Genomic DNA, 24,104 nt, shown 5'->3' with positions numbered 1-24,104 from the left:
GGGTGGCAACCACCCGATAGCGTGGGCCGACGATTCCGTAGGTTTACACGTAGGAGTCCCGGTGACGCAGAGCGGACAGGGTGACGAGCAGCTCCCTGCTGTACGGCCCACGCACGAAGGTGTCGTGCTGCCCGCAGGTGGCGGAGAGCCCTGGATACCGGGCGGATCGGCCGACCAGGCCGCTCCGGCGGGTGGGCAGCCGTGGGGCCAGCCCTGGGGGCCTCAGGCGTCACAGGGGCAGTACGACCACGGCCAGTACGACCAGCAGCAGGGCCAGTACGGCCAGGGGGGCCAGTACGAGCAGCAGGGCCAGTACGCCCAGGAGCCGCCGTACGGACAGCAGCCCCAGGGGCAACCCCTGCCCCAGCCGTATGCGCAGCCGTTGCCCCCGGAGGTCGTGCCGGGCATGGGCGCGGGTGCGGACGCCGATGCCACGCAGTACATCGCCCCGGTGCCGGCCGGTCCCGCGCCGGGCGGTCTCCCGCCCGAGAGCCCCGCGGAGGCCACCCAGTTCCTGGCCCACACCCAGCCCGCACCGGCTTCCGACGCCGATGCGACCCAGTACATCCCGCCGGTGCCCGGCGGCGCTCCGTACAGCATCAGGCCCGGGACGCCCGGCGAGCGGCAGCCGCCCGCCGAGTTCGACAACCTGTTCCGCAGCGAGGAGCCCGCGGGCGCCACGCAGCAGATGCCCCGGTTCGACCCGGGACAGGCGGCGCCGTACGGGGGCGGCCGGCAGCCCCCGTTCCAGCAGCCGCAGCCGCCGCAGCACAGCGAGCCCCCGCAGGGGCGGGCCGGGCAGCGCAAGAAGCCGTCGCATGTCCCGCTGATCGCCGCGGTCGTCGTCGGCTGCGCGATCATCGGGCTCGGCGCGGGTGCGCTGATGAGCGGCGACGACAAGGGCAAGGACGACAAGCAGCCGGTGGCCGCGGCGAGTTCACCCGCCGCGAAGCCCTCCACGCAGGCGGCCGCCGACCCGGCGAAGCCGCAGGCCGAGGCGCTCGACAAGCTGCTGGCGGACAGCAACAACAGCCGTTCCACCGTGATCGCGGCCGTCGCAAAGACCCAGTCCTGCACGGACCTGGACCAGGCGATCACGGATCTGCAGGGCGCCGCTCAGCAGCGCCGCGAGCTGGTGACACGGCTGCAGGGGCTGTCCGTGGACAAGCTCCCCGACCACGCGCAGCTGACCGAGGCGCTCACGAAGGCCTGGCAGGCATCGGCCTCCGCCGACGACCACTACGCGGCGTGGGCCCGTCAGGCCAAGAACGGCAAGAAGGTGTGCAGGCACGGGAAGGCCCGTGCGACGCCCGAGAAGGCTCAGGCCACCGTGGCGAGCGGTGAGGCGAGCAAGGCGAAGCAGCGGGCGTCAGGGCTGTGGAACTCGATCGCGACGAAGTACGGGCTGACCCGGCGATCGTCGACCGATCTCTGATCCGAAGATCGGCGTCTCCGGCGTTCGAGGAGCGGGGACCCGGGGGCGGAGCCCCCGGGTATCGGGCAGGGAGGCGGGGGTGTTCCCCTCACCCCTTCGCGCTGGCGTCCGCCAATGTCTTCGTCACGTCCACAAACCCCTTCTTCTCCGCCACCAGCCGTCCCTTCCGTACCACTTGGAACGTCACCTTCCGGTTCACGATCCGCGGGTACGCCGACGACCCCAGCATGTCCTTGAACCGCCACCTCAGCACCGGTGTGAGTCCGCCGGTGTCCGCCCGGACGCCCTGGTTCAGGGCAACCGTGAGCTTGCCCGCGCTGATCTGCGGGTCGTCGATCGCCGTGACGATCTCCTTCAGCGCCGTGTACGCGATCCACGTCGTCTGGACACCCGTGTCGTCCGGGTCGATCCGGTTGTCGCCGAAGGCGTGCTTCCGGATCACCTCGCGCATCTCGTCCCAGCGGGCGTCCCCCGCGTCCGGGTACCAGCCGGCGACGTAAGCCCCCTCGAACGGGCTCTCCCGGCCGCCGGTGCGGTCGATCAGCGGCTGGTCGATGCTGCCGAGCACGGAGGAGATCCGTACGTCCCCGTACGACGGTTCGAGCCGGCGGAAGGAGTCGAAGAACGTCTCCGTGCGGTCCCCGAGCACCGCCGTCACACACCCGTCGGCCGTTCCGGCCCCCTGCAGCGCCTGACCGGCCGCCTCGTCGTACGAAGTCGCCGACTCCGCGGCCCGGACGTCCGTCGGAGCCGGCCGATGCGCTTCCTTGAGGCCGGTGTTGAGCAGCCACGCCTGGTTCTCGCCGCCCAGTGTGTCGGGCCGCACCACGGAGACCCGCTCACAACCACGGGCGAGCTGCTTGGCGTTGCCCGCGAGGAGCGCCGGCTGGCCGCCGTTGACGGGGTACGAGTCGTAGCTGCTGAACTCCTCCTCGGAGGCGCCGTAGCCGCCGATGTACGGGATCCCGGCGACCTCCAGCGGCGCCATGAAGGCCTGTCCGTGCCGGCTGTACGAGCCGACCACCGCGACCGCCTTCTCCTTGACCGCCCGCCGGGCGCAGTTCCCCGCTCCGACCGAGGTGTCGCCCTCGTTGCATGTGACGACGAGCAGTTTGTGACCGTCGATCCCGCCGTTGTTGTTCACCCAGCGTGCGTACGCCCGCGCCATGGCGGTCATGCCGGCCATGTTCGCCGCGTCGGGGCCGGTGGAGCCGTTGGGGGCCCAGGTCATGACGGTGACGGGCTCCCTGGAGCCCCCCGTGGCCCCAGGGAGTACACCGCAGCCGGTGATCAGCGACGCCCCGACCGCCGCCATACATGTGAGGACTTTGTAGGGACGGGGGGAGGTGAGGCGTCGCCATCCGGTCATGGGCATGAACATTTCCGCGCTTGGGGTAACGCAGATGTGTGCTTCGCTCAACGCTCGGTGACATACAGGTGAATTGCAGGGGCCGGTGCAAGCCCGGCGAGGGGGAACGTACGATCGACAACCGTGCAGCAAGGTTCGGAGAACTCTTCCCGTCGCGGCCGTCGCTCCTCCACCATGGGCGGCATGCCGCTCAATGACGTTCCTTGGTGGCGCTGGCGCAGCAACGTGCGCTCGGCGCTGCACATGCTCTCCGACCCCGTCTTCCACCACGAGTGCTGGCTGGCCGGCCGGGAAGGGTACGGCGACGTCACCGACGCCGTGTACCGCCTGGTCGAGGACACCTGGCTGGACAACTGGTCCGCCGAGAAGTACGTCGGGACGGTCTTCCGTGACTCCGGCGAGGCCGCTCTCGTCGACGTCGCCGTGCTGCGGGTGCTGCGCATCATGCACCAGGTCGGCGCCGATGCCCCGGTCTCCGCCTATCTGGAGCACCACGGCTGGCCGGAGGCCGTACGGGCCGCCCGCGAGGCCCATGTGCTGCTCGCCTCGAACGACGGCGAGGACCCGGACGTTCCGCCACGTTCCCTGGATGTGCTCCGCATCATGACCAGGACCGCCTGAACCGCGGTCGGTGTGGCACGCTACGGACATGACCGCGCCGCAGCCTGCTGAGACCGTCCCCGAGCAGTACGTCCTCACCCTCTCGTGCCCGGACAGACAGGGCATTGTGCACGCCGTGTCGAGTTATCTCTTCATGACCGGCTGTAACATCGAGGACAGTCAGCAGTTCGGTGACCACGACACGGGTCTCTTCTTCATGCGCGTCCACTTCTCGGCGGACGCCCCGGTGACCGTGGAGAAACTGCGCGCCAGCTTCGCCGCCGTCGGGGACTCGTTCCGGATGGAGTGGCAGATCCACCGGTCGTCGGAGCGCATGCGGGTCGTACTGATGGTCAGCAAGTTCGGCCACTGCCTCAACGATCTTCTCTTCCGCGCCAGCATCGGTGCGCTGCCGGTCGAGATCGCGGCCGTCGTCTCCAACCACACGGACTTCACCGAGCTCGTCGCCTCGTACGACATCCCGTTCCGGCACATCCCGGTCACCAGGGAGAACAAGCCGGAGGCGGAGGCGCAGCTGCTGGAGCTGGTGCGCACGGAGAACGTCGAGCTGGTCGTCCTCGCCCGCTACATGCAGGTCCTCTCGGACGACCTGTGCAAGCAGCTCAGCGGCCGGATCATCAACATCCACCACTCCTTCCTGCCCAGCTTCAAGGGCGCGAAGCCGTACCACCAGGCGCACGCCCGCGGGGTGAAGCTGATCGGTGCGACGGCGCACTATGTGACCGCCGACCTCGACGAGGGACCGATCATCGAGCAGGAGGTCGAGCGGGTCGGGCACGGTGTCACGCCGGACGAGCTGGTCGCGATCGGGCGCGATGTGGAGTGCCAGGCACTGGCCCGCGCGGTGAAGTGGCACGCGGAGCGCCGCATTCTGCTCAACGGCCGCCGCACGGTGATCTTCGCGTAGCGCGCCGGACGGTACGGCTCAGAGGCGGCTGCGGTACGGCTCAGAGGCGGCTGAGGGACGCCGCGGCGAACAGGACGTCGCGGATCGCCTCGCGGTCGCCCCCCTGCCCGGCCGCCGCCTCGACGGGCGACACATGGCCCGCGACCAGCTGGCAGAACTCGGCGCCGTCCAGCGCCACCTGCGCGACCGCGTGGGCGGGTGAGCCGAGCGCGGCCGGGGAGTCCAGCGCGATGTACCAGTTGCCGCCGCCCGAGCCCTCGATCTCCAGATGGAGCGAACGGCCCGGCGAACCGGCCGTCACCAGATGGCGGGCGGGCCCTGCGAGTCCGGCCCGGCGACGTCCGGCGAGGGCAGCCGGGAGGAGCCGCGCGGCCAGGTCGATCATCCGGTGGAGATGGGCGGCTGACGGGGCCTCGTACGGATAGTCCACCGCGTTCGCGATGTCACCGCCGTGCACCCAGCACTCGAAGGCCCGGTCCAGCATGGAGTCCTGCAGCGGATGGGCGAAGTCCCCGTACGAGACGGAGAGCTCGGCGGCCCCGCGGCCGGCGAAGGACACCGTGCGGATGAGGGCGTGGCTCTGCTCGCGCCAGGGCCCGCGGACGGCCCGGGTGGGCGGGCGCCGGGCGGCCGACCAGTACGCCTCGGTGCGCGCGCCGGGGGAGAGCGGGACGCCGCCGCCCCGCTCGGCGGTGGCGTTGCCGAGCGGATCGTCCAGGCCGAGGGCCGTGCCGACCAGTCCGTCGACGGTCATGAGATGGCCGATCACGCCGGCGACCGTCGTCTTCCGGTTGACCGCCCGCTCACGCTCGAACCACTTCAGCCGCACCGGCGCGTGCCACTCGGAGCCGCCGATGTCCCGGAGCAGCGCATCGAGCCGGGCGGTCTCCGCGTCGTACGGAGCGGCCCAGTCCGGCACCGGGATCTTGGCCGGGCGGCGGCTCAGACAGGCGTCGAGCACCCGGGAGCGCAGCATCGGATCGAGGTCCAGGCTGCCGTCGGTGTGCAGCAGGCCGACCGCGTCGCGCAGCCGCAGCGCCTCGTCCGCACAGGCGGCGCACTCGGTGAGGTGCGCCTCGACGGCTTCGGTCTCCTCGGCGGAACAGGCGGCGAGGGCCCACGCGCCGAGGAGGGACTTGAGGACGCGGTGGGGGAGCACCAGGGCAGGCGGGGTCGCCAGGGCCGGCGCTGCCGGGGGTTCCATGGGTGCCGTACGTCCCGTGGGCTCCGTCGGTCCCGCCGGCACCGCCGGTTCAGCCGTGGACTCCGGCTCCGCTTCGGGCTCCGGTGCCCCCTGCTGTGTGGGGTCCGTGCGCGGGGCGGGCAGCGGTACGGCGTCGAGGTCGAAGTCGTCCGCGGCGGCCCGCGGTCCCGGTATGCGCCGTGGGCCCTGCACCTCGTCCTCGCGCCCGTTGCCCTCGCGCCCGTCCGCGTCGTCGTTCGCGCTCACAGGGCCCGTCCGTATCCGGGTGGCGAGGACCCTTCGAGCGGGCGGGTGTTGGCGGTGGAGAGCAGCTGCAGCCCGAGCCGCAGGCGACGGCGGGCCTCGTCCTCGGTCACCCCGAGGTCGGCCGCGGTCTGCCGGTAGTCCCTGCGCTGGATGTACGCGAGCTCCAGCGCGGCCCGCAGCGGTGCGGGCATGGAGGCGACGATGTAGTCGGCGCGGGCCGAGGCCGTGGCGCGCCTCACCCGCTCCTCCAGTTCCTCCCGGGCAACGGTGTCTTCCGCATCGCCGGTCTCGCTGCCGTCGTCGTCGGTCCCGTCCTCGTATCCCTGCGCGAACGCGGACGGTGCTGTCCCACGCAGCCGCCGCACGGACTGGCGGTGGGTGAGCCGGGCCACCCAGGACCGCATCGAGCCCTGCTTGGGGTCGTACGCGTCGGGGTTCTCCCACACGTAACCGAAGACTTCGCGGGTCACCAGGTCGGCGGCCGGCTCGTCGTCGAGCATCCGGTGGGCCTGGCTGTGTACGAGCGACGCGAAACGGTCGTAGAGCTCGCCGAGGGCCGCCGCCTCGCCGCGTGCCAGCCGTTGCTGCATCTTGCGGTCCCAGCGGGGTGGTGTGTCTTTCGCCATAGGACCCCCAGCCCTGTACCCCTCGTCCCGTCGAATGTAGTCGGCCGTACTGACCATGCACGTCTCTTTGCGGCAAGTACGCCCCGGCGAACGCCCTGGATGGTAGGGAATGCGGCGTCCAGGGTGTTGGAATCGGACCTGAAGTGATCATTTCTGCCTGAAATCAGCTGTGCCTTCCTCGGCGGGTCGGTGTTTCATAGGCGCGCGGTGGGGCAGCCGCGAGGAGGAACGGATACTTCCGGATCTCTGGGATCCCTGGAACGAGAGGCCGAGTTGCGTGACTCTGCAAGTGGCCGAGACCGAGCAGGGCCCATGGACCGTACTGCGCATATACGGCGAACTGGATCTGGTGACGTCACCGGTCGTCCGCCAGAGCATCCACGACGCGGTTGCCTTCGGGCGGCACGATGTGGTGCTCGACCTCTCCGAGGTGCTGTTCTGCGATTCCAGCGGCGTCGGCGTACTGGTCGCCGCCCGCCGCCTGATGCGCTCCTGCGGTGGCCGGCTGCGACTGATCCTGCCCGCCCGCGGCGCCGAGGAGGGCTCCCACGTCAACCGGGTGCTGGCCGCCCTCGGCGTACGACGGCTGTTCGAGGTCTACCCCGACCGGGACGCGGCCGTCGACGAAGAGGCCCAGCCGCTCTCGGCCTGAAACGTGTCCGCCACCCCGTGTTAAGACCAGGTTGTAACACCGGTGGCGCGCGTAAGTGACACGTGACGCCCTTCGGCGTCGTACGCTCCCCGCATGGACAGCGCAGAGTACGAGCGCAAGATCGCTTTCCGGTTCGCCGCCTTCGACCAGGACGGCAACGGATACATCGATCGCGCCGATTTCAATGCCGCCGCGGCCCGTCTGCTCGCCGAATTCGGCACGACGGCCCGCTGCGACAAGGGCCAGGCGCTCTACACCGGGGCCGAGGCCTTCTGGCAGGGCATGGCGGGCATCGCCGACGTGGACGGGGACCAGCGCGTCACCCGTGAGGAGTTCGTGGGCGGGGCCGTGAAACGGCTGCGCGACAACCCCGAGCGCTTCGCGGAGATCGCCCGCCCGTTCCTGCGCGCGGCGATCGCCGTGGCCGACGACGACAACAACGGCGCGGCCTCGGTGCCGGCCGTGGAGCGTGCGCTGAAGGTGCTCGGTGCGAGTGCCGAATCGGCGAGCCTGGCGGCACGGAGCCTGGATGCGGACCATGATGGCCGGATCGCCGAGGAGGACGCGGTGGCCGCGTTCGCCGTCTACTTCACGGTGATCGAACCGGACGCGTAGGGCCTTTCCTCCGGACCGGTCCGCAGCGCCCCACCGACCGGGCCGGGTGCGTGGCCTCCTCGCCGGGGCCCCACCCGGCCCCACCCCGGCGCGCCGGGGTGGGGTGTCCCGCGCGTCCGCGGAGGTGTCTCCCGCCGGTGCGCGGAGTGTGTCCTGTTGTGCGCGTATCAGGAGAACTGCTCGCGCAGCTTGTACTTGAGCACCTTGCGCAGCGTCTCATTACGCGGCAGCGCGTCCACCACCTCCAGCTGCTCGGGCAGCTTGTGCACCGCGAGTCCCTCCGTGCGCAGATACCCGGCGAGCTCCGCCAGCGTCAGCGTCCCGGCCCCGGCCGGCTGCTCGACGACCGCGCAGACGCGTTCTCCGCGCTCCATGTCCGGCAGGCCGATCACGGCCGCGTCGGCCACGCCGGGGTGGCGGTGGAGGAGGTCCTCGATCTCCTTGGCGGAGATGTTCTCGCCCTTGCGGATGATGATGTCCTTGAGCCGGCCGGTGAGGACCAGGTGGCCGCTCCTCCGGAGATGGCCGACATCACCGGTGACGAGGAAGCCGTCCCCGTCGAAGGCGTCCTGTGTCGCGTCGGCGTCCAGATAGCCCCGGCAGACGGCCTCCCCGCGCAGCCGTACCTCGCCGTCCGTGCCGTACGGCAGCGGCTTGCCGTCCTCGTCGGTGATCCGTATCTCCATGCCCTCGGGCGGCCGGCCCTCCGTCTCGGCGAGGTGCTCCACCGTGTCGTCCGGGACGCCCATGGTGATCATGGGGACCTCGGTCATGCCGTAGCCGTGGGTGAGCTGGACGCCCATCTCCCGTACGACCGCGTGGTAGATCTCCGGCGGCTTCGGGGCCCCGCCGCCCGCCAGCAGCCGCAGGGTGGGGACCACCCTGGCCGTGGGGTCCTTGCGCTGTTCGGTCAGGAACATCGAGTAGAAGGCGGTCGAGCCGCCCGCGACCGTCACTCCGTGGCGCCGGTAGGTGTCCAGCGCGCCGGGCATGGCGAACTGCTCGAAAAGGACCGCCGGAAAGCCGTAGAGCAGCAGCATCACGGTGTAGTCCGGCCCGGCGATATGGGCGAACGGGAACGCCATCGAGCCGATGTCGTCGGCCGACAGGTGCAGCGCGTGGGCCAGGCACGAGCCGCCCGCGATCAGGCTGCGGTCGGTGTGCAGGACGCCCTTCGGATCGGAGGTCGTCCCCGACGTCCAGTAGATCCAGCGCACCGCCGTGCCGTCGGTGGGCGGTGCGGGCAGTACCGCCGGGTCGGCGTCCGGCAGCTGGTCGTACGCCTCGAATATCAGCGGCGGACGGTCCAGCTCCGCGGCCAGCCGGTGCGCCATCGCCGTGTGGTCGAAGCCGCGCCAGGCGCCGGGTACGGCGAAGAAGCCGGCCTTCGACTCGCGCAGCGCGAACCCCACCTCGCGGTCCCGGTAGAACGGGATGACGGGTGTCTGGACGGCCCCGATCCGGGTGAGGGCGAAGGAGAGCAGCGCCGTTTCGAGGCGGGTCGGCAGCTGCCAGGCGACCACACTGCCGGGGCGCACCCCCAGCCCGTACAGCCCGGCCGCGACCCGCTCGCAGCGCTCGCGCAGTTCGCCGAAGGTGAGGGAGCGGTCGTCCTGGAGGAGGACGGGGCGGTCCGGGGTCAGCGCGGCGCGGCGCTCGATGAGCTCCCAGAAGGTGGCCGATGCGCCCAGGGCGTGTGCGGTCTCGTTCACTGCGTTCCCCGCTCCCTCATAGCTGACGGGTAGTCAGATCGTGCGGAGAGCGTAGAGCGCTGCGCCTTGTCGGTCCAGGGGTGCGGAGCTAGCCTGGGAGCCGAACTGAATCTGACGGGTCATCAGATACGTATCGGATGCGTACCGGACACGCATCCGGTACGAGCCGTGTGCGCCGAAGGGGACACCATGACGGAACTGCCTCGGATCGTCAGCGTCGACGACCATGTGATCGAGCCGCCGCACCTCTTCTCGACCTGGCTGCCCGCCAAGTACCGCGACCGCGGTCCGCAGCCGCTCACCGCGGGCATCGGCGAGCTGGCGTACACGGGCGGCAAGTACGTCATCACCATGGATCCGGACGGCCCGCCGACCGACTGGTGGATCTACGAGGACCTGAAGTTCCCGTACAAGCGGAACATCGCCGCCGTCGGCTTCGACCGCGACGACATGACGCTGGAGGGCATCACCCGCGCCGAGATGCGCCGGGGCTGCTGGGACCCGGTCGAGCGGCTCAAGGACATGGACCTCAACCACGTCGAGGCGTCGCTCTGCTTCCCCACCTTCCCGCGCTTCTGCGGCCAGACCTTCGCCGAGGCGCAGGACAAAGAAGTGGCGGTTGCGTGTGTCCGCGCCTACAACGACTGGATGGTGGAGGAATGGTGCGGCGACAGCGGCGGCCGGCTGATCCCGCTCTGCATCATCCCGCTCTGGGACATCGACCTGGCGGTCGCGGAGATCAAGCGGAACGCCGCGCGCGGGGTGCGGGCGGTGACCTTCTCGGAGATCCCGACGCATCTCGGGCTGCCGTCGATCCACACCGGCCACTGGGACCCGTTCTTCGCGATCTGCCAGGACACCGGCACGGTCGTCAACATGCACATCGGGTCCAGCTCGCAGATGCCGGCCGCCTCGCCGGACGCCCCGCCCGCCGTACAGGCCTCGCTCTCCTTCAACAACGCGATGGCCTCGATGATGGACTTCCTGTTCAGCGGGGTGCTGGTGAAGTACCCGCGGCTGAAGCTCGCCTACAGCGAGGGCCAGATGGGGTGGATCCCGTACGCCCTGGAGCGCGCCGACGACGTGTGGAAGGAGCACCGGGCGTGGGGCGGGGTGCGCGATCTGATCCCCGAACCGCCGTCGACGTACTACTACCGGCAGATGTTCTGCTGCTTCTTCCGCGACAAGCACGGTGTCGCGTCGCTCGATGTGGTCGGGCGGGACAACGCGACGTTCGAGACCGACTACCCGCACGTCGACTCGACCTTTCCGCACACGAAGGAGGTCGCCCTCGACCACGTCAAGGGACTGGACGACGAGACCGTCTACAAACTGATGCGCGGAAACGCGATCCGGATGCTGGGTCTGGACCTGGACCGGGACCTCGGCAAGTGACGGATCTGTCGTACACGCCCGAGGAGGAGGAGTTCCGGGCGCGGCTGCGGGAGTGGCTCGGCGACGTGCTGCCCGGACTGCCCGCCAAGCCCCGTCCCGACGACTGGCCGGGGCGGCGGGCGTACGACACCGCCTGGCAGCGGATGCTGCACGACGCCGGGTACGCGGGCCTGCACTGGCCCGTCGACGCGGGCGGGCGGGGCGCCACCCCCACACAGCACCTGATCTTCCTGGAGGAGACGGAGAGGGCCGGGGCGCCGTACGTCGGCGCGAACTTCGTCGGGCTGCTGCACGCCGGGCCGACGATCGCCACCGAGGGCACGGCCGAGCAGCGGGCCCGCTGGCTGCCGCCGGTCCTGCGCGGGGACGAGATCTGGTGCCAGGGGTTCAGCGAACCGGAAGCGGGCTCCGACCTGGCATCGCTGCGGACCCGGGCGGTCCGTGACGGCGACCACTACGTGGTCAGCGGCCAGAAGATCTGGACCTCGCACGCGGAGGTCGCCGACTGGTGCGAGCTGCTGGTGCGCACGGATCCGGCCGCGCCGAAACACCGCGGGATCAGCTGGCTCGCGATGCGGATGGACACCCCCGGCGTCACCGTCCGCCCGCTGCGGACGCTCGCCGGGTCCACCGAATTCGCCGAGATGTTCCTCGACGAGGTGCGGGTGCCGGTCTCCCACCGGGTCGGCGCGGAGAACGACGGCTGGCGGGTCACCATGGTCACCCTCTCCTTCGAGCGCGGTACGGCGTTCGTCGGCGAGGTCGTCGCCTGCCGTCGCACGCTGGCCGCCCTGGCCGCCGAGGCCCGGGCGAACGGCCGCTGGGACGACCCGGTGCTGCGCAGGACGCTCGGCAGGCTGAACGCCGAATTCCGGGCGCTGTGGCGGCTCACCCAGTGGAACGTCAGCGAGGTGCAGCGGGCCGGGGTCGCCGGTGGCGTGCCCGGCACCGGCGGCTCGGTCTTCAAGCTGCGCTACTCGCAGGCCCGCCAGGAGCTGTACGACGCGGCGGCCGAGGTGCTCGGAGCGGACGGGGCCGATCTGGACCGGGAGTGGGTCCTGGACCGGCTGACCTCGCTCTCGTACACGATCGCCGCGGGCACCTCGCAGATCCAGCAGAACATCGTCGCCGAGCGGATCCTCGGCCTGCCGAAGGGGCGCTGAGCGGACTGTGGACTTCCAGCTTTCGGACGACCAGCGGGCACTGCGGGCCGGGATACGGGAGCTGCTCGCCGGCCGCTTCGGCAGGGACCGGATGCGGGCGGCGCTCGACGCGGGCACGGACGTCGACCGGGTGGTGTGGGGAGAGCTGGGCGCGGCCGGGTTCTTCGCGCTGCGGCTGCCGGAGGCGGAGGGCGGGGTGGGGCTCGGGCTGCCCGAGGCCGTCCTGCTGTTCGAGGAGGCGGGGCGGGTGCTGCTGCCCGGGCCGCTGGCGGCCACCCATCTCGCCGCCGGTGCGGTGAAGGGGGCGGCGGAGGGCGGGACGGTGGTCGCGGTGCTGGACGAGGGCCGCCCGGTCGCCCACCTGGGCGCGGCGGACGCACTGATCGCCGTGGTGGGCGGGGAGGTGCGGGTGCTGGAGGGGGCTGCGCTGCGCACGCTCGTACGGGGCGCCACCCGCCCCGTACGGTCACTCGATCCGCTCACGCCGCTGCACCGTGTGACGGCCCCGGTCGCGCTCGGGGACCCCCTGCCCGGGGCCGGGGCGGCGCGGTTCCGGCGCGAAGGCACCCTGCTGTCCGCCGCCGAGCAGCTCGGCAGCGCCGCCCGCACCACCGAGATGGCTGTTCAACACGCCCGTGGGCGCGAGCAGTTCGGCTCACCGATCGGCGCCTTCCAGGCGGTCAAACACCTGTGCGCCCAGATGCTGGTACGCGCCGAGCTGGCCCGTGCCGCGGTGTACGCGGCGGCCGTGACCGCGGGCCCGGTCGAGATCGCCGGCGCGAAGCTGATCGCCGACGAGGCGGCCGTCCGCAATGCGCGGGACTGTCTCCAGGTGCATGGCGGGATGGGCTTCACCTGGGAGGCGGACGTGCATCTGCACCTCAAGCGGGCGTGGCTGCGGGCCGGGCAGTGGCTGACGGCGGCCGAGGCCGAGGAGGCGCTTGCGGCCGATCTGTGCTGAGCGCACGGCGGACCGATGGCTTACCGGGTACGGGTGCGGCTGAGGTCGGGACGATGAGTGCCGAGCGCATGCATGTCACGCGAAAGGGCCCTGAACTTCACGCTGCGGAGTTACGCAGTGCAGTCGGTAAGTGCCGATACCGGCTTGTGTCCTTTGCGTGATTCGTCACGGGCCGCAGTTGCCGTCGGCTCGGGTACGCTCCGTTGGATGCGAGTGGTTGTGGAACCTGGCGATCCGGGTGTTGCCCGTGGGGCGACTGCGGTCCGGCCGAGGTGCCCTGCTCGCGTTCCTGTCAGAAGCGCCGGGCCTGCCCGTGGGGCGATTCCCGCGCCCTCTGTGTGCTTCTGTTCGACCCCCCGCAGCGTGCGTCGCACAGTATGCACCACGCGTACTCCTTCGCGCTGGAATATGCCCGAAGCGCTTGTTGCGGTGACTGTACGTCAACCATGCTGTCTCGTAAGGGAATCACGTTCCGTGACCCTGAGGAGGCGCGAGGCGATGTGTCCGCCGGTTCGGATGGTGTGAGCGGTGCAGGTGCTTCAGGTTCAGTTGGAGGTCGGGCCGGATCCCGCAGAGGTCGGGCGGGCCCGCAGGTGGGCGCGGTCGAGACTGGTCGGGTCCGGGATAAGGGACGACGAGCCGCTGGCCGAGACGCTCATCCTGCTGATCTCGGAGCTGGTCACCAACGCGGTCGTCCATACCGGCTGTCCGGCCGTGCTGCGCATGCTGTTCGGCGCGGCCGAAACGGCGGGGACGGCCGGGACCGTACGGGTCGAGGTGGCCGACGCCAGCTGCCGCCCGCCGCAGCAGCGGCACGCGGCGGGCGAGGACACCGGCGGCCGGGGCCTGGAGCTGGTCGACGGCCTCGCCGACCGCTGGGGCTGGCAGCCGGAAGGCGCCGGCAAGCAAATCTGGTGCGAGGTGGACCGCGGGGCACCCGTGGTGCAGGTCCAGATGCAGGTGGGGGCGCACGGGGCCGGCCTGCATGAGCCGTCGCCCGCCGTCGTCACCCATCCCGCATAGCAGTCACAGGACGGCCACCGGGGCGACCGGGGTGCCGGTGGCGCCGACGAACGGTTCCGGCATCGCGGAGAGCAGAAAGCCGTAGCGCTTCGCCTCCGCACAGGCTGTGGACAGCCCTTCCAGATTCCAGTTCTGGCCCTGCAGCATGCCCATCTCGACCAGGTCCAGCGCATGCACGCCCAGCCACAGATCCTCGATCTCCGCCGGGAAGATCTCGAAGGTCAGTGTGTCATTGGCGACCGCGGCGACATCGCGCGCGTGGAACCACTCGGGCGTCCGGATCGACAGACCGGGCGACGGATAGGCATACGCATGCTTGTCGCCCGCCAGATAGACCTGGATCTGCCCGGTCCGTACGAGGACGATGTCGCCGGCCCGGACCCGGATCCCGCCGAACTCCTCCGCCGCGTCCAGGTCCTCCGGGGTCACGGCATGGTCGCCGGGCAGCCGGTCCACGCCGCGGGCGCGCGCCACATCCAGCAGTACGCCGCGTGAGACGAGGTGCGGGGGTGCGGCGATGGAGCTGAACTGTGCGCCGCCGTGCGCGGTGACGGTGGCGGCGGGGCGGTCGTTGTAGATCTTCCCGGAGTGCGAGGCGTGCGTGAGCGCGTCCCAGTGGGTGGCGGCCTGCAGGCCGAGCGTCACGACGTCGTCGCTGGTGGCGACCGTGCCGGGGCCGAAGATCTCCTGATTGATCTGGACCATGGCATGCAGCGGATTGACCCGTCCCGGAATCAGCCCGCTCTGTACACCGTCCTGCTGGAGGGCGAGCGCGAGAGGTATCCGCTGCCCGGTGCGGACGGTCGCCGCCGCGTCCCGTACCACCGCGTCGGTGATCAGGTTGAGCGTCCCGATCTCGTCGTCCGCGCCCCAGCGCCCCCAGTTGTTCACGCGCTCGGCGATCTCGTGGAACTCGGCCGGCAGTGGCATGGGGGCCTCCTGGAATCGATTGGTCGCCGGTCTTGTGCTGACGGAGCCGACTACCCGTAAAATCTAACGGTCCGTCAGAAACCGCGGGAAGGGGCCGGGCATGGGGAACTTCTTGGCAGGCAAGGTGGTGGCCGTGACCGGTGCCGGCCGTGGCATCGGACGAGCGGTCGCGCTTGCCGCGGCGGCACAGGGGGCCCGGGTCGTCGTCAACGACTACGGCGTCTCCATCGAGGGCGGCGAACCGAGCAGCGAGATAGCCGAGTCCGTCGTCAAGGAGATCGAGGCGGCGGGCGGCGAGGCCGTCGCGGTGGCCGACGACATCTCCACGATGGCGGGCGGACAGCGGATCGTGGACACGGCGCTGGCGCGGTTCGGGCGGATCGACGGGGTCGTCTGCGTGGCCGGGATCCTGCGCGAGCGGATGCTGTTCAACATGTCCGAGGAGGAGTGGGACCCCGTCGTCGCCACCCACCTGAAGGGCACCTTCACCGTCTTCCGGGCGGCCGCGGCGGTCATGCGGAAGCAGGAGGGCGGCGGCACGCTGGTCGGCTTCACCAGCGGCAATCATCAGGGCAGTGTCGCCCAGGCCAACTACAGCGCCGCGAAGGGCGGGATCATCTCGCTCGTCCGGAGCGCGGCGCTCGGTCTGCACAAGTACGGCGTCACGGCGAACGCCGTCGCCCCGGTGGCCCGGACCCGGATGTCCGCGAACGTCCCGATGGAACTGAAGGAGATCGGCGAACCGGAGGACGTGGCCGCACTCGTCGTCTACCTGTTGAGCGATCGGGCCCGCGAGGAGAAGATCACCGGTCAGGTCTACACGATCGCCGGCCCGAAGATCGCGGTCTGGGCGCAGCCGAGGGAACTGCGGGCGGGGTACGCGGAGGGGGCCTGGACGCCGGAGCGGATCGCCGACTTCCTGCCGGGGACGGTGGGGGTGGATCCGATGCCGATGCTGGCGCAGCTGGAGGCGATGGCGGCCGCGGCGGCGGCGAGGACGAGGCCCAACGCGTGACCTCCCACCGGGGCTCCGCCCCGGACCCCGCTCCTCGAACGACGGAGCGGCTGGATTTTCCGCCCGACCTCAAGGAGTGGACGTGGACTTCGCGTTCGACGCGGCGGACGACGCCTTCCGCCAGGAGGCCCGGTCCTGGCTGGAGGCCCACCTCGCACAGCCCTGCGCCACCGCGGGCGGCCGCGCCTGGGAGCGGGAGCTGGGCCGCGCCGGCTGGATCGGCCTCGGCTGGGATACCGGGACGGCCGGCTACGGAAACCGGCACGTCACCCTCACCCAGCAGGTCGCCTGGGCGGAGGAGTACGCGCGCACCACCGCCCCCGCCCGCGTCGGCCACATCGGCGAGAACCTCCTTGCCCCCACCCTCATCGCGTACGGGACCGAGTCGCAGAAGCAGCGGTTCCTCCCCGCCGTCGCCCGGGGCGAGGAGCTCTGGTGCCAGGGTTACAGCGAACCCGGCGCCGGCTCTGATCTCGCCGGGGTGCGGACGAGCGCCGTGCCGGACGGCACCGGCCGGTACATCGTCACCGGCCAGAAGATCTGGACCTCGCTCGCCCAGGACGCCGACTGGTGCTTCGTCCTCGCCCGCACCACCCCCGGCTCGCAGCGCCACCACGGACTGTCGTTCCTGCTGGTGCCGATGGACCAGCCGGGCCGTGTCGAGGTGCGCCCGATCCGCCAGATGTCCGGGACGAGCGAGTTCAACGAGGTCTTCTTCGACGGCGCGCTCGCCGAGGAGGTGGTCGGCGGCGAGGGCAACGGCTGGACCGTCGCCATGGGGCTGCTCGCCCTGGAGCGCGGCGTCTCCACCCTGGTCCAGCAGATCGGTTTCGCCGCCGAGCTGGACCGTGTGGTCCGGGCCGCCGTCGCCGGCGGTGCGGTCGCCGACGCCGTACTGCGCGAACGGCTCGTCCGGCAGTGGGCCGAGCTGAAGACCATGCGCTGGAACGCCCTGCGCACCCTGGGCGGTTCCGGCGACGCGGGCGCCCCGAGCGTCGCCAAGCTGCTCTGGGGCGGCTGGCACAAGCGGCTCGGCGAGCTCGCCGTGGAGATCAGGGGCGCCGCCGCAGCCGTGGGCCCGGACGACTGGTCGCCCACCACACCGTACGGACTCGACGAGGCACAGCGCCTGTTCCTGTTCACCCGGTCCGACACCATCTACGGCGGCTCGGACGAGATCCAGCGGAACATCATCGCCGAGCGGGTGCTCGGCCTACCGAGGGAGCCGAGATGAGAGGCGTCGTCTTCGACGGCAAGCAGACCGAGGTCGTCGACGACCTGGAGATACGTGACCCGGGACCCGGCGAGGTGCTCGTCGCGGTGGCGGCCGCCGGCCTGTGCCACAGCGATCTGTCGGTCGTGGACGGGACTATTCCGTTCCCGCTGCCGGTGGTGCTCGGGCACGAGGGTGCGGGCGTGGTGGAGACGATCGGCGCGGGCGTCACGCATGTCGCGCCCGGTGACCATGTCTCGCTGTCCACGCTGGCCAGCTGCGGCGCGTGCGCCCAGTGCGACCGGGGCAGGCCGACGATGTGCCGCAAGGCGATCGGGATGCCCGGGCAGCCGTTCTCGCGGGGCGGCAAGCCGCTGTATCAGTTCGCCTCCAACTCGGCGTTCGCCGAACGGACCCTCGTCAAGGCCGTGCAGGCGGTGAAGATCCCCGCCGACATCCCGCTGACGTCGGCCGCCCTGATCGGCTGCGGTGTGCTGACGGGGGTCGGCGCCGTGCTCAACCGGGCGAAGGTCGACCGGGGCGACACGGTCGTCGTGATCGGCACCGGCGGCATCGGGCTCAATGTGATCCAGGGTGCGCGGATCGCGGGCGCGCTGACGATCGTCGCGGTGGACGCCAACCCGGCGAAGGAGGCGGTGGCACGGCAGTTCGGCGCGACGCACTTCCTGCCGTCGGCGGACGGCGTGCGCGAGATCCTGCCGACCGGTGCCGACCACGCCTTCGAGTGCGTGGGGCGCACGGAACTGATCCGGCAGGCGATCGACCTCCTGGACCGGCACGGCCAGGCGATCCTGCTGGGTGTCCCGGCGGCGACGGCGGAGGCGTCGTTCCTGGTCTCGTCGATGTACCTGGACAAGTCGATCCTGGGCTGCCGGTACGGCTCCTCGCGCCCGCAGCGCGACATCGCGCTCTACGCGGACCTGTACCGGGACGGCCGGCTGCTCCTCGACGAGCTGGTGACGGAGACGTACCCGGTGGAGGACTTCGCGAAGGCGGCGGACGACGCGTACCACGGGCGGGTGGCGCGCGGCGTGCTGGTGTTCTAGTGCCCTTCCCGGCGAGCTCTACCCCGTCGCAAGCGTTGCCGGTCGCGGCACCAGCTCCTCGGGCGCCGCATCCGCATCCGCGCCCTCACCGACCGCCCGCCCCCACGCGGAACGTCCGCCGGTACATCGTCGGTGACACGCCCAACGCCGCCTGGATGTGCTGGCGCAGCGACGTCGCCGTCCCGAACCCCGCTTCCCGTGCCACCTGGTCGATCGACAGGTCCGTGGCCTCCAGCAGCCCCCGTGCCCGCTCCACCCGCTGCTGGGTCAGCCACTGCCCCGGACTGATCCCGACCTCCTCCCGGAACCGGCGCGTGAACGTCCGTACGCTCATCGACTCCTGCTGCGCCATGTCGCGCAGCAGGATCGGCCGGTCGAGCCGGCCGAGTGCCCAGGCCCGCGCGCTCGTCGTGGTCGCGAACTGAGCCTCGGGGACCGGGCGTCGGATGTACTGGGCCTGCCCGCCGTCGCGGTGCGGCGGCACGACCGTGCGGCGGGCGACGTCATTGGCGACGGCCGTGCCGTGGTCGCGGCGCACGATGTGCAGGCAGAGGTCGATCCCGGCGGCGACCCCGGCGGATGTGAGGACGTCCCCGTCGTCGATGAACAGGACGTCGGGGTCGACCCGGACCTGCGGGAACAGCTGCTGGAAGTGGTCGGCGGACGACCAGTGCGTGGTGGCGGGGCGTCCGTCGAGACGTCCGGCGGCGGCAAGCACGTAACTGCCCGTGCAGATCGAGACCAGACGGGTGCCCGGCCTGATGTACGCGAACGCGGCGGTCAGTTCGTCCGTCAGCCTGCCCTCGTCGTAGACGGGGCCGAGCTCGTAGGAAGCGGGGATGACGACCGTGTCGGCGGTGGCCAGCGCCTCGGGGCCGCGCTCCACGGTGATGGTGAAGTCCGCGTCGGTGGACACCGGACCAGGTGGGCGGACGGAACAGGTCACGACTTCGTACAGTTTCCGGCCCCGGTCGCCGGGCTCGGAACCGTGGGCCAGGCCGAAGATCCTTTGTGGGATGCCCAGTTCGAAAGGGAGCAGCCCGTCGAGGGCCAGGACGACGACTCGATGCCGCATGGCGGACTCCCTTCACCCCTAGTGGTATAGACCTTAAACTGATACATGTCACTGACGTGAAGGAAAAGTCAGCAGAGCACGAGTGCATTCCCGGCGCGACCCGCGAGAGCGCCCCATCCCCTTCGTCTTCCCTCAGCCCTACGGCTTCCTTGCCGCCGCTGGCTGCGCGATGGGACGACGACCGACCGGGAAGCGAGCTCTGGAACCGTAACTTCCGGCTCTTCTTCATCGCCCGTACCGCCGCACTCTTCGGCGACGGCATGATCCCCGTGGCGCTCACCGCGGGTCTGCTGGGGGCCGGCCGGCCGCACTCCTCCGTGGGCTTCGCGCTGGCCGCCTGGATGGGGCCGCTGGCCCTCTTCGTGCTCTTCGGCGGCGTACTGGCGGATCGGTTCACCCCACGCCGGATGATGATCATCGCCGACGCGCTGCGGCTGGTCGGGGCATCCGTGCTGGCCATCTCCTTCGCCACCGGCAACCCGCCGCTGTGGGCGGTGTACGCACTGAGCTCGGTGGCCGGCGTCGGCGCCGCGCTCTTCCAGCCGGGCGTCGCATCGACGGTGCCCCGGGTGGCGCTCGACGTGCAGCGCGGCAATGCGGTGCTCCGGGTCTCCGAGGCGCTGATGACCATGGCCGGCCCCGCCTTCGCGGGGCTGCTGGTCGGGCTGGCGAGCGCCGGAGCGGTGTACGCGGCGAACGCGTCGACGTTCGCGGTCTCCGGCGCCTGCCTCTTCCTGCTGCGCCTCGCCCCGATGCCGTCCGACGAGGCGCCACGCGGCACATTCGTCGCCGAACTGGTGGATGGCTGGCGGGAATTCAGTGCGCGCAGCTGGCTGTGGGGGGTGATCGCGATCTGGACGGTGTACGGCTTCACCGTGATGGGCCCGATGCTCCCGCTGACCGCGGTCGAGGTCACCGAGGCACACGGCTCGGGCACGTACGGCGTGATGATGGCGGTGAACGGCGCGGGCAGCGTGCTCGGCGGCCTGCTGGCCCTGCGGCTGAGACCCCGCCGCCCGCTCGCGGCGGGCGCTATCGCCCTGACCGGGGTGTGCGTCAACCTGGTGGTGCTCGGTCTCGGGATGCCGGTGTTCGCGCTGGGGGTCGGGCAGTTCGTGGCGGGCGCGGTGTTCGCGTTCTGGTTGGTGATGTGGTCGACGACGGTCCAGACGCACGTCCCGCCGGAGGCCCTGAACCGGCTGCACGCCTACGACGTGGCGGGCTCCCTGCTGATGCTGGCGGCGGGCCGCGCGCTGGCGGGACCGGTCGCGGACGCGGTGGGCGCTTCGGAAGTGCTGCTGGCCGGAGCGGTGATCAACGCGCTGGTGGTGGGGCTGCTGCTGGCGGCCCGCCCGATCCGCCGCCTGGAGCGGATCGGGTGAGCCGGGCGACCGCGGCGGGGGCCCGGTCCGCGCACCGCCTGGCGGCCGCCCGGACGGCTGCAGTCCGGCCGGGCCGACGGCCGTCAGCGCTTCTGCCGGTCCCGCTCCTCGGACTTCTGCATCTCGATGACCTGGAAGACATGCGCACTGGTCTGCCTGCGCACACTGCCACCGACGAGCAGCGCGGAGCCGAGGACGGAGAGCGGTCCGGAGACCGCCAGGACGGTGAGCTGCTTGGGCAGTTCCGACACCACCGTGCACTGCATGGTGACGCGGTAGCAGTACGCGTCCGCCTGATCCACCAGCAGGAACGCCAGCCAGATCCAGAGCCCGGCGGCGATGAGCAGCAGTCCGGCGCCCCACGCCTGCATCAGTGCGGAACGGTGATGGAACTGCTGACGCGCGACCCATTGCATGAGATCCCCCGGTTCGATCGGCTCGTCCGTCTCATTCGGCCGGGTGAGCGTTCGCCCCGGCCGACGGATGATCGTACGCCTTCCCCCATGGCCCGATCCCTACGAACCATGTCCCTCGGGCCACTCGTGAGGAGATGCCCCGGGACCGGATGCTGGGTGACGTGACCCAGACAACCGATAGCGCCGCCGCAGGTCCCGCGCAGGACGACGCCCGCCCGGCCGACCGCAAGCCGTCCCGCCCGCGCATCCACCGTGCCTGGATCGTCGCCGTCGTCACGTTCGTGACGATCATCGGCGGCGCCGCGTTCAACTCCCTGCCCGGCCTCCTCATCGACCCGCTGCACACGGAGTTCGGCTGGTCGCGCGGGGAGATCGGGCTGGCCGTCTCGATCGACATGGCGCTGTACGGACTGACCGCGCCGTTCGCCGCCGCGCTGATGGACCGGTTCGGCATCCGCCGGGTCGTCGTCGTGGCCCTGTCCACGGTCGCGGCGGGAGCCCTGGCCAGTGTCTGGATGACGGCTTCCTGGCAGCTGATGATCTATTGGGGCCTGCTCGTCGGTCTCGGTACCGGCTCGATGGCGTTGGCCTTCTCGGCAACGGTCACCAACCGCTGGTTCGTCGCCAGGCGCGGCCTGGTCACCGGCATCCTCACCGCGGCCGGCGCCTCCGGCCAGTTGGTCTTCCTGCCGCTGTGCGCCTGGATCGTCGAGGAGCACGGCTGGCGGCCGGCCTCGGTGACCGTCGCGCTGGCCGCGCTCGTCGTCGTCCCGTTCGTCTGGCTCCTGATGCGCGACCACCCGGCCGATGTGGGCCTGGCCCCCTACGGCGGCTCGTACGTGGAGAAGCCGGCGCCCGCCCGGGGTGCGGCGGCGCGTACCGTACGCGTCCTGTTCGACGCCGCCCGCACCGGACCGTTCTGGCTGCTCGCGGGCACGTTCGCGATCTGCGGCGCATCGACCAACGGCCTGATCCGTACGCACTTCGTGCCGTCGGCCCACGACCACGGCATGCCCATCACGGCAGCGGCCTCGCTGCTCGCCGTCATCGGGGTCTTCGACATCATCGGCACGATCTTCTCCGGCTGGCTCACCGACCGCTTCGACGCCCGCCGGCTGCTCGCCGTCTACTACGCGCTGCGCGGCATCTCGCTGCTCTTCCTGCCGATGCTGATGGCGCCGACGGTGCACCCGCCGATGGTCTTCTTCATCGTGTTCTACGGCCTGGACTGGGTGGCCACGGTCCCGCCGACACTGGCCCTGTGCCGCGAACAGTACGGCGACGACAGCGCGATCGTCTTCGGCTGGGTCCTCGCCTCCCACCAGGTCGGCGCAGCACTGGTGGCGTTCCTGGGCGGTGTGGCGCGCGATGTGTTCGGCTCGTACGACATGGTCTGGTACGCGTCGGGGGCGCTGTGCGCGACGGCGGCGCTGATGGCGCTGGTGATCCGGCGGCAGGCGCAGACCCCGGAGCCGGCGGCGCTGACCGGCACCGGCTGAGGCGGTCGCCGACCGTGCGCGAAGTCCGAAGCCCGGCCGGCAGTACGTCGGCATCGACGCACCACGCCGGTACACGCTCACCCGTTGAAGCGGCCGAACGCCCCCCGGTGGAACAGCAGCGGAGCGACCCCGTCCGCCGCCCCCAGCGCCTCCACCCGCCCGACCACGATCAGATGGTCGCCGCCCGTGTGGACGGCCTGGATGCGGCAGTCGACCCAGGCGGGTACGGAGGCCAGCAGCGGCGACCCGGTCGCGGGAGCGGCCCCGTACGTCACCCCGGCGAACTTGTCGGCCCCGCTCACCGCGAACCCCCGGCACAACGCGTCCTGCTCCGCGCCCAGGATGTTGACGCAGAACGCCCCGGCGCGGGCGATGCGTGGCCAGGTCGTCGACGTGCGGGCGACCATGAAGGTGACCAGCGGCGGGTCGAGGGAGAGCGAGGCGAACGACTGGCAGGCGAACCCCGCAGGGCCGTCCGGGGCGTGGGCGGTGACGACGGTGACACCGGTCGCGAAGTGACCGAGCACGCGCCGGAATTCGGCCGGATCGACGGGCAGCCGCTCGTCGTCCGCGACGGCCCGCAGATCGGGGCGCGGCAGCGGATCGACCGGTGCCGGGCCGGCGGTTGTGGCGGCGCCGACGGACCTGAGGTACCGGATGGCGGTGGCGGCCATGCCTGCGTGTCCCATCACATCTCCCAGTTAAGCTGACGGAGCGTCAGATAAGAAGGGCTGAGCCGGATCGTCACAGTCCCCGGTACTTCGGTGCGCGGCGTTCCACGAAGCTCGCCACTCCCTCGCCCGCGTCCTGCGTGGTCATGTTGATCTCCTGGGCCATTGCCTCGGCGGCGAACGCCGTTGCACGGTCGGCGTCCAGGGATGCGTTGACCAGCTGTTTGGCGAGGGCGAGGGCACGGGTCGGACCGTCCGCCAGGCGTTGCGACCATGCGCGGGCCGTCGCCGTCAACTCCTCGGCCGGGACCACTCGGTTGACCAGGCCCAGGCGTTCCGCCTCCGCCGCGGGGAGTGCGTCGCCGAAGAACATCAGCTCCTTGGCACGCTGCGGTCCGATCAGGCGGGGCAGCAGGTACGCGCCGCCGCCGTCCGGTACGAGGCCGCGGCGTACGAACACCTCGATGAACTTCGCCGAGTCGGCGGCCAGTACCAGGTCGCAGGCGAACGCCAGGTGTGCGCCGATGCCGGCCGCCGTACCGTTGACGGCCGCGATCACCGGCTTCTCGCAGTCCAGGACCGCCGCGATCAGGCGCTGCGCGCCGAGCCGGATGGTGCGGGCCACATCGCCGGGGACCCGGTCGCCGGTGGACGGGACGCCGCGCAGGTCGGCGCCCGCGCAGAAGCCGCGGCCGGTGGCGGTCAGGACGACGGCCCGGACCGCCGGGTCGGCGGAGGCCCGGGAGAGGAGGGCGATGAGGCGTTCCCGCTGGTCCCAGGTGACGGCGTTCATCGCTTCGGGGCGGTTGAGAGTGATCCATGAGACGCCGTTGTCAGTGGCGTGGAGTACCAATGAGTCAAGCGGGTCGGCGGACCCGGGGGTGTCTTCGGGGGAGGACGGCATGAG

The 24,104-nt window shown here is 71.2% G+C and carries 23 protein-coding genes; 14 read left to right on the top strand and 9 right to left on the bottom strand.

The genetic code is table 11. The features are described 5' to 3' along the window. Positions 1-61: 61 nt before the first annotated feature. Complete coding sequence (locus OHA03_RS11280; protein WP_267003283.1) at positions 62-1,435, top strand: hypothetical protein; 1,374 nt, start codon at positions 62-64, stop codon at positions 1,433-1,435. Positions 1,436-1,523: 88 nt separating this feature from the next. On the opposite strand, the gene OHA03_RS11275 is transcribed toward OHA03_RS11280, so the two are convergent. Next, positions 1,524-2,804, bottom strand: a complete 1,281-nt coding sequence (locus OHA03_RS11275; protein WP_267003282.1) for an ABC transporter substrate-binding protein — start codon at positions 2,802-2,804, stop codon at positions 1,524-1,526. Positions 2,805-2,978: 174 nt separating this feature from the next. Here OHA03_RS11275 and OHA03_RS11270 point away from each other — a divergent pair, with 174 nt between their 5' ends. Continuing rightward, on the top strand, positions 2,979-3,425 hold the full coding sequence (locus OHA03_RS11270) for a hypothetical protein (protein ID WP_267008006.1): 447 nt from the start codon (positions 2,979-2,981) through the stop codon (positions 3,423-3,425). A gap of 28 nt (positions 3,426-3,453) precedes the next feature. Next, positions 3,454-4,332 carry a formyltetrahydrofolate deformylase gene (gene purU / locus OHA03_RS11265; RefSeq protein WP_267003281.1) on the top strand — a complete coding sequence of 293 codons (879 nt, stop codon included), beginning with the start codon at positions 3,454-3,456 and terminating at the stop codon, positions 4,330-4,332. Between the two features lie 40 nt (positions 4,333-4,372). On the opposite strand, the gene OHA03_RS11260 is transcribed toward purU, so the two are convergent. Together OHA03_RS11260 and OHA03_RS11255 are read right to left on the bottom strand one after the other, a co-directional pair. Then, entirely contained in the window at positions 4,373-5,782 is a 1,410-nt protein-coding gene (locus tag OHA03_RS11260; RefSeq protein WP_267003280.1) for a zf-HC2 domain-containing protein, read from the bottom strand. Then, the gene (locus tag OHA03_RS11255; RefSeq protein WP_267003279.1) at positions 5,779-6,408 is read right to left on the bottom strand and encodes an RNA polymerase sigma factor; all 630 of its coding nucleotides are present in this window, start codon (positions 6,406-6,408) and stop codon (positions 5,779-5,781) included. The genes OHA03_RS11260 and OHA03_RS11255 overlap by 4 nt, the downstream gene beginning before the upstream one ends. Positions 6,409-6,685: 277 nt before the next feature. Here OHA03_RS11255 and OHA03_RS11250 point away from each other — a divergent pair, with 277 nt between their 5' ends. Both OHA03_RS11250 and OHA03_RS11245 read left to right on the top strand, forming a co-directional pair. Continuing rightward, complete coding sequence (locus OHA03_RS11250; RefSeq protein WP_030926424.1) at positions 6,686-7,060, top strand: STAS domain-containing protein; 375 nt, start codon at positions 6,686-6,688, stop codon at positions 7,058-7,060. A 93-nt stretch (positions 7,061-7,153) separates the two neighbouring features. Further along, positions 7,154-7,675: an EF-hand domain-containing protein gene (locus tag OHA03_RS11245; RefSeq protein WP_267003278.1), complete on the top strand. Its 522-nt coding sequence runs from the start codon at positions 7,154-7,156 to the stop codon at positions 7,673-7,675. Between the two features lie 167 nt (positions 7,676-7,842). Here the strand turns inward: OHA03_RS11245 and OHA03_RS11240 are convergent, their stop codons facing one another. Then, positions 7,843-9,387 carry a class I adenylate-forming enzyme family protein gene (locus OHA03_RS11240; protein ID WP_267003277.1) on the bottom strand — a complete coding sequence of 515 codons (1,545 nt, stop codon included), beginning with the start codon at positions 9,385-9,387 and terminating at the stop codon, positions 7,843-7,845. Between the two features lie 189 nt (positions 9,388-9,576). Between OHA03_RS11240 and OHA03_RS11235 the strand changes: the two genes are divergently transcribed. The 4 genes from OHA03_RS11235 (at position 9,577) to OHA03_RS11220 (ending at position 13,929) form a co-directional block, all read left to right on the top strand. Beyond that, complete coding sequence (locus OHA03_RS11235) at positions 9,577-10,782, top strand: amidohydrolase family protein (protein WP_267003276.1); 1,206 nt, start codon at positions 9,577-9,579, stop codon at positions 10,780-10,782. Next, the gene (locus OHA03_RS11230; protein WP_267003275.1) at positions 10,779-11,945 is read left to right on the top strand and encodes an acyl-CoA dehydrogenase; all 1,167 of its coding nucleotides are present in this window, start codon (positions 10,779-10,781) and stop codon (positions 11,943-11,945) included. The genes OHA03_RS11235 and OHA03_RS11230 overlap by 4 nt, the downstream gene beginning before the upstream one ends. A gap of 7 nt (positions 11,946-11,952) precedes the next feature. After that, positions 11,953-12,906, top strand: a complete 954-nt coding sequence (locus OHA03_RS11225; protein WP_267003274.1) for an acyl-CoA dehydrogenase family protein — start codon at positions 11,953-11,955, stop codon at positions 12,904-12,906. Positions 12,907-13,434: 528 nt separating this feature from the next. After that, positions 13,435-13,929, top strand: coding sequence for an ATP-binding protein (locus OHA03_RS11220; protein ID WP_267003273.1), 495 nt, complete (start codon positions 13,435-13,437; stop codon positions 13,927-13,929). A gap of 3 nt (positions 13,930-13,932) precedes the next feature. Here OHA03_RS11220 and OHA03_RS11215 read toward each other — a convergent pair whose 3' ends face one another. Further along, positions 13,933-14,859 carry a cyclase family protein gene (locus tag OHA03_RS11215; RefSeq protein ID WP_267003272.1) on the bottom strand — a complete coding sequence of 309 codons (927 nt, stop codon included), beginning with the start codon at positions 14,857-14,859 and terminating at the stop codon, positions 13,933-13,935. Positions 14,860-14,959: 100 nt separating this feature from the next. Here OHA03_RS11215 and OHA03_RS11210 point away from each other — a divergent pair, with 100 nt between their 5' ends. The 3 genes from OHA03_RS11210 (at position 14,960) to OHA03_RS11200 (ending at position 18,154) form a co-directional block, all read left to right on the top strand. Next, entirely contained in the window at positions 14,960-15,874 is a 915-nt protein-coding gene (locus tag OHA03_RS11210; RefSeq protein WP_267003271.1) for an SDR family oxidoreductase, read from the top strand. Positions 15,875-15,956: 82 nt separating this feature from the next. After that, positions 15,957-17,108: an acyl-CoA dehydrogenase family protein gene (locus tag OHA03_RS11205; protein ID WP_267003270.1), complete on the top strand. Its 1,152-nt coding sequence runs from the start codon at positions 15,957-15,959 to the stop codon at positions 17,106-17,108. Next, a complete protein-coding gene (locus OHA03_RS11200) occupies positions 17,105-18,154 on the top strand; it encodes a Zn-dependent alcohol dehydrogenase (protein WP_267003269.1) in 1,050 nt (349 codons plus the stop codon). The genes OHA03_RS11205 and OHA03_RS11200 overlap by 4 nt, the downstream gene beginning before the upstream one ends. Positions 18,155-18,239: 85 nt before the next feature. Here OHA03_RS11200 and OHA03_RS11195 read toward each other — a convergent pair whose 3' ends face one another. Further along, on the bottom strand, positions 18,240-19,229 hold the full coding sequence (locus OHA03_RS11195; protein ID WP_267003268.1) for a GlxA family transcriptional regulator: 990 nt from the start codon (positions 19,227-19,229) through the stop codon (positions 18,240-18,242). Positions 19,230-19,378: 149 nt separating this feature from the next. On the opposite strand from OHA03_RS11195, the gene OHA03_RS11190 reads away from it, so the two are divergent. Continuing rightward, the gene (locus OHA03_RS11190) at positions 19,379-20,611 is read left to right on the top strand and encodes an MFS transporter (protein WP_267003267.1); all 1,233 of its coding nucleotides are present in this window, start codon (positions 19,379-19,381) and stop codon (positions 20,609-20,611) included. A gap of 83 nt (positions 20,612-20,694) precedes the next feature. Here OHA03_RS11190 and OHA03_RS11185 read toward each other — a convergent pair whose 3' ends face one another. Then, positions 20,695-21,027, bottom strand: a complete 333-nt coding sequence (locus OHA03_RS11185) for a hypothetical protein (RefSeq protein ID WP_030975625.1) — start codon at positions 21,025-21,027, stop codon at positions 20,695-20,697. Positions 21,028-21,176: 149 nt separating this feature from the next. On the opposite strand from OHA03_RS11185, the gene OHA03_RS11180 reads away from it, so the two are divergent. After that, positions 21,177-22,526 carry an MFS transporter gene (locus tag OHA03_RS11180; RefSeq protein WP_267008005.1) on the top strand — a complete coding sequence of 450 codons (1,350 nt, stop codon included), beginning with the start codon at positions 21,177-21,179 and terminating at the stop codon, positions 22,524-22,526. A 77-nt stretch (positions 22,527-22,603) separates the two neighbouring features. Here OHA03_RS11180 and OHA03_RS11175 read toward each other — a convergent pair whose 3' ends face one another. Both OHA03_RS11175 and OHA03_RS11170 read right to left on the bottom strand, forming a co-directional pair. Continuing rightward, positions 22,604-23,200, bottom strand: coding sequence for a flavin reductase family protein (locus OHA03_RS11175; protein ID WP_267008004.1), 597 nt, complete (start codon positions 23,198-23,200; stop codon positions 22,604-22,606). A 70-nt stretch (positions 23,201-23,270) separates the two neighbouring features. Beyond that, complete coding sequence (locus OHA03_RS11170; protein ID WP_267003263.1) at positions 23,271-24,101, bottom strand: enoyl-CoA hydratase/isomerase family protein; 831 nt, start codon at positions 24,099-24,101, stop codon at positions 23,271-23,273. Between the last annotated feature and the right edge of the window lie 3 nt (positions 24,102-24,104).

The sequence above is a fragment of the Streptomyces sp. NBC_00154 genome, from assembly GCF_026342835.1.
In the GTDB taxonomy this organism is placed as follows: domain Bacteria; phylum Actinomycetota; class Actinomycetes; order Streptomycetales; family Streptomycetaceae; genus Streptomyces.
The sequence above is the reverse complement of the archived record's forward strand: the minus strand, read 5'-3'. Positions and strand labels throughout refer to the sequence as shown.

Bases quoted from the DNA above. Each gene is read 5' to 3' on its own strand.
- OHA03_RS11275 (WP_267003282.1), bottom strand. From the start codon at position 2,804: ATGACCGGATGGCGACGCCTCACCTCCCCCCGTCCCTACAAAGTCCTC.
- OHA03_RS11270 (WP_267008006.1), top strand. From the start codon at position 2,979: ATGGGCGGCATGCCGCTCAATGACGTTCCTTGGTGGCGCTGGCGCAGC.
- purU (WP_267003281.1), top strand. From the start codon at position 3,454: ATGACCGCGCCGCAGCCTGCTGAGACCGTCCCCGAGCAGTACGTCCTC.
- OHA03_RS11255 (WP_267003279.1), bottom strand. From the start codon at position 6,408: ATGGCGAAAGACACACCACCCCGCTGGGACCGCAAGATGCAGCAACGG.
- OHA03_RS11245 (WP_267003278.1), top strand. From the start codon at position 7,154: ATGGACAGCGCAGAGTACGAGCGCAAGATCGCTTTCCGGTTCGCCGCC.
- OHA03_RS11235 (WP_267003276.1), top strand. From the start codon at position 9,577: ATGACGGAACTGCCTCGGATCGTCAGCGTCGACGACCATGTGATCGAG.
- OHA03_RS11215 (WP_267003272.1), bottom strand. From the start codon at position 14,859: ATGCCACTGCCGGCCGAGTTCCACGAGATCGCCGAGCGCGTGAACAAC.
- OHA03_RS11210 (WP_267003271.1), top strand. From the start codon at position 14,960: ATGGGGAACTTCTTGGCAGGCAAGGTGGTGGCCGTGACCGGTGCCGGC.
- OHA03_RS11200 (WP_267003269.1), top strand. From the start codon at position 17,105: ATGAGAGGCGTCGTCTTCGACGGCAAGCAGACCGAGGTCGTCGACGAC.
- OHA03_RS11195 (WP_267003268.1), bottom strand. From the start codon at position 19,229: ATGCGGCATCGAGTCGTCGTCCTGGCCCTCGACGGGCTGCTCCCTTTC.
- OHA03_RS11185 (WP_030975625.1), bottom strand. From the start codon at position 21,027: ATGCAATGGGTCGCGCGTCAGCAGTTCCATCACCGTTCCGCACTGATG.
- OHA03_RS11180 (WP_267008005.1), top strand. From the start codon at position 21,177: ATGCTGGGTGACGTGACCCAGACAACCGATAGCGCCGCCGCAGGTCCC.
- OHA03_RS11175 (WP_267008004.1), bottom strand. From the start codon at position 23,200: ATGGCCGCCACCGCCATCCGGTACCTCAGGTCCGTCGGCGCCGCCACA.
- OHA03_RS11170 (WP_267003263.1), bottom strand. From the start codon at position 24,101: ATGCCGTCCTCCCCCGAAGACACCCCCGGGTCCGCCGACCCGCTTGAC.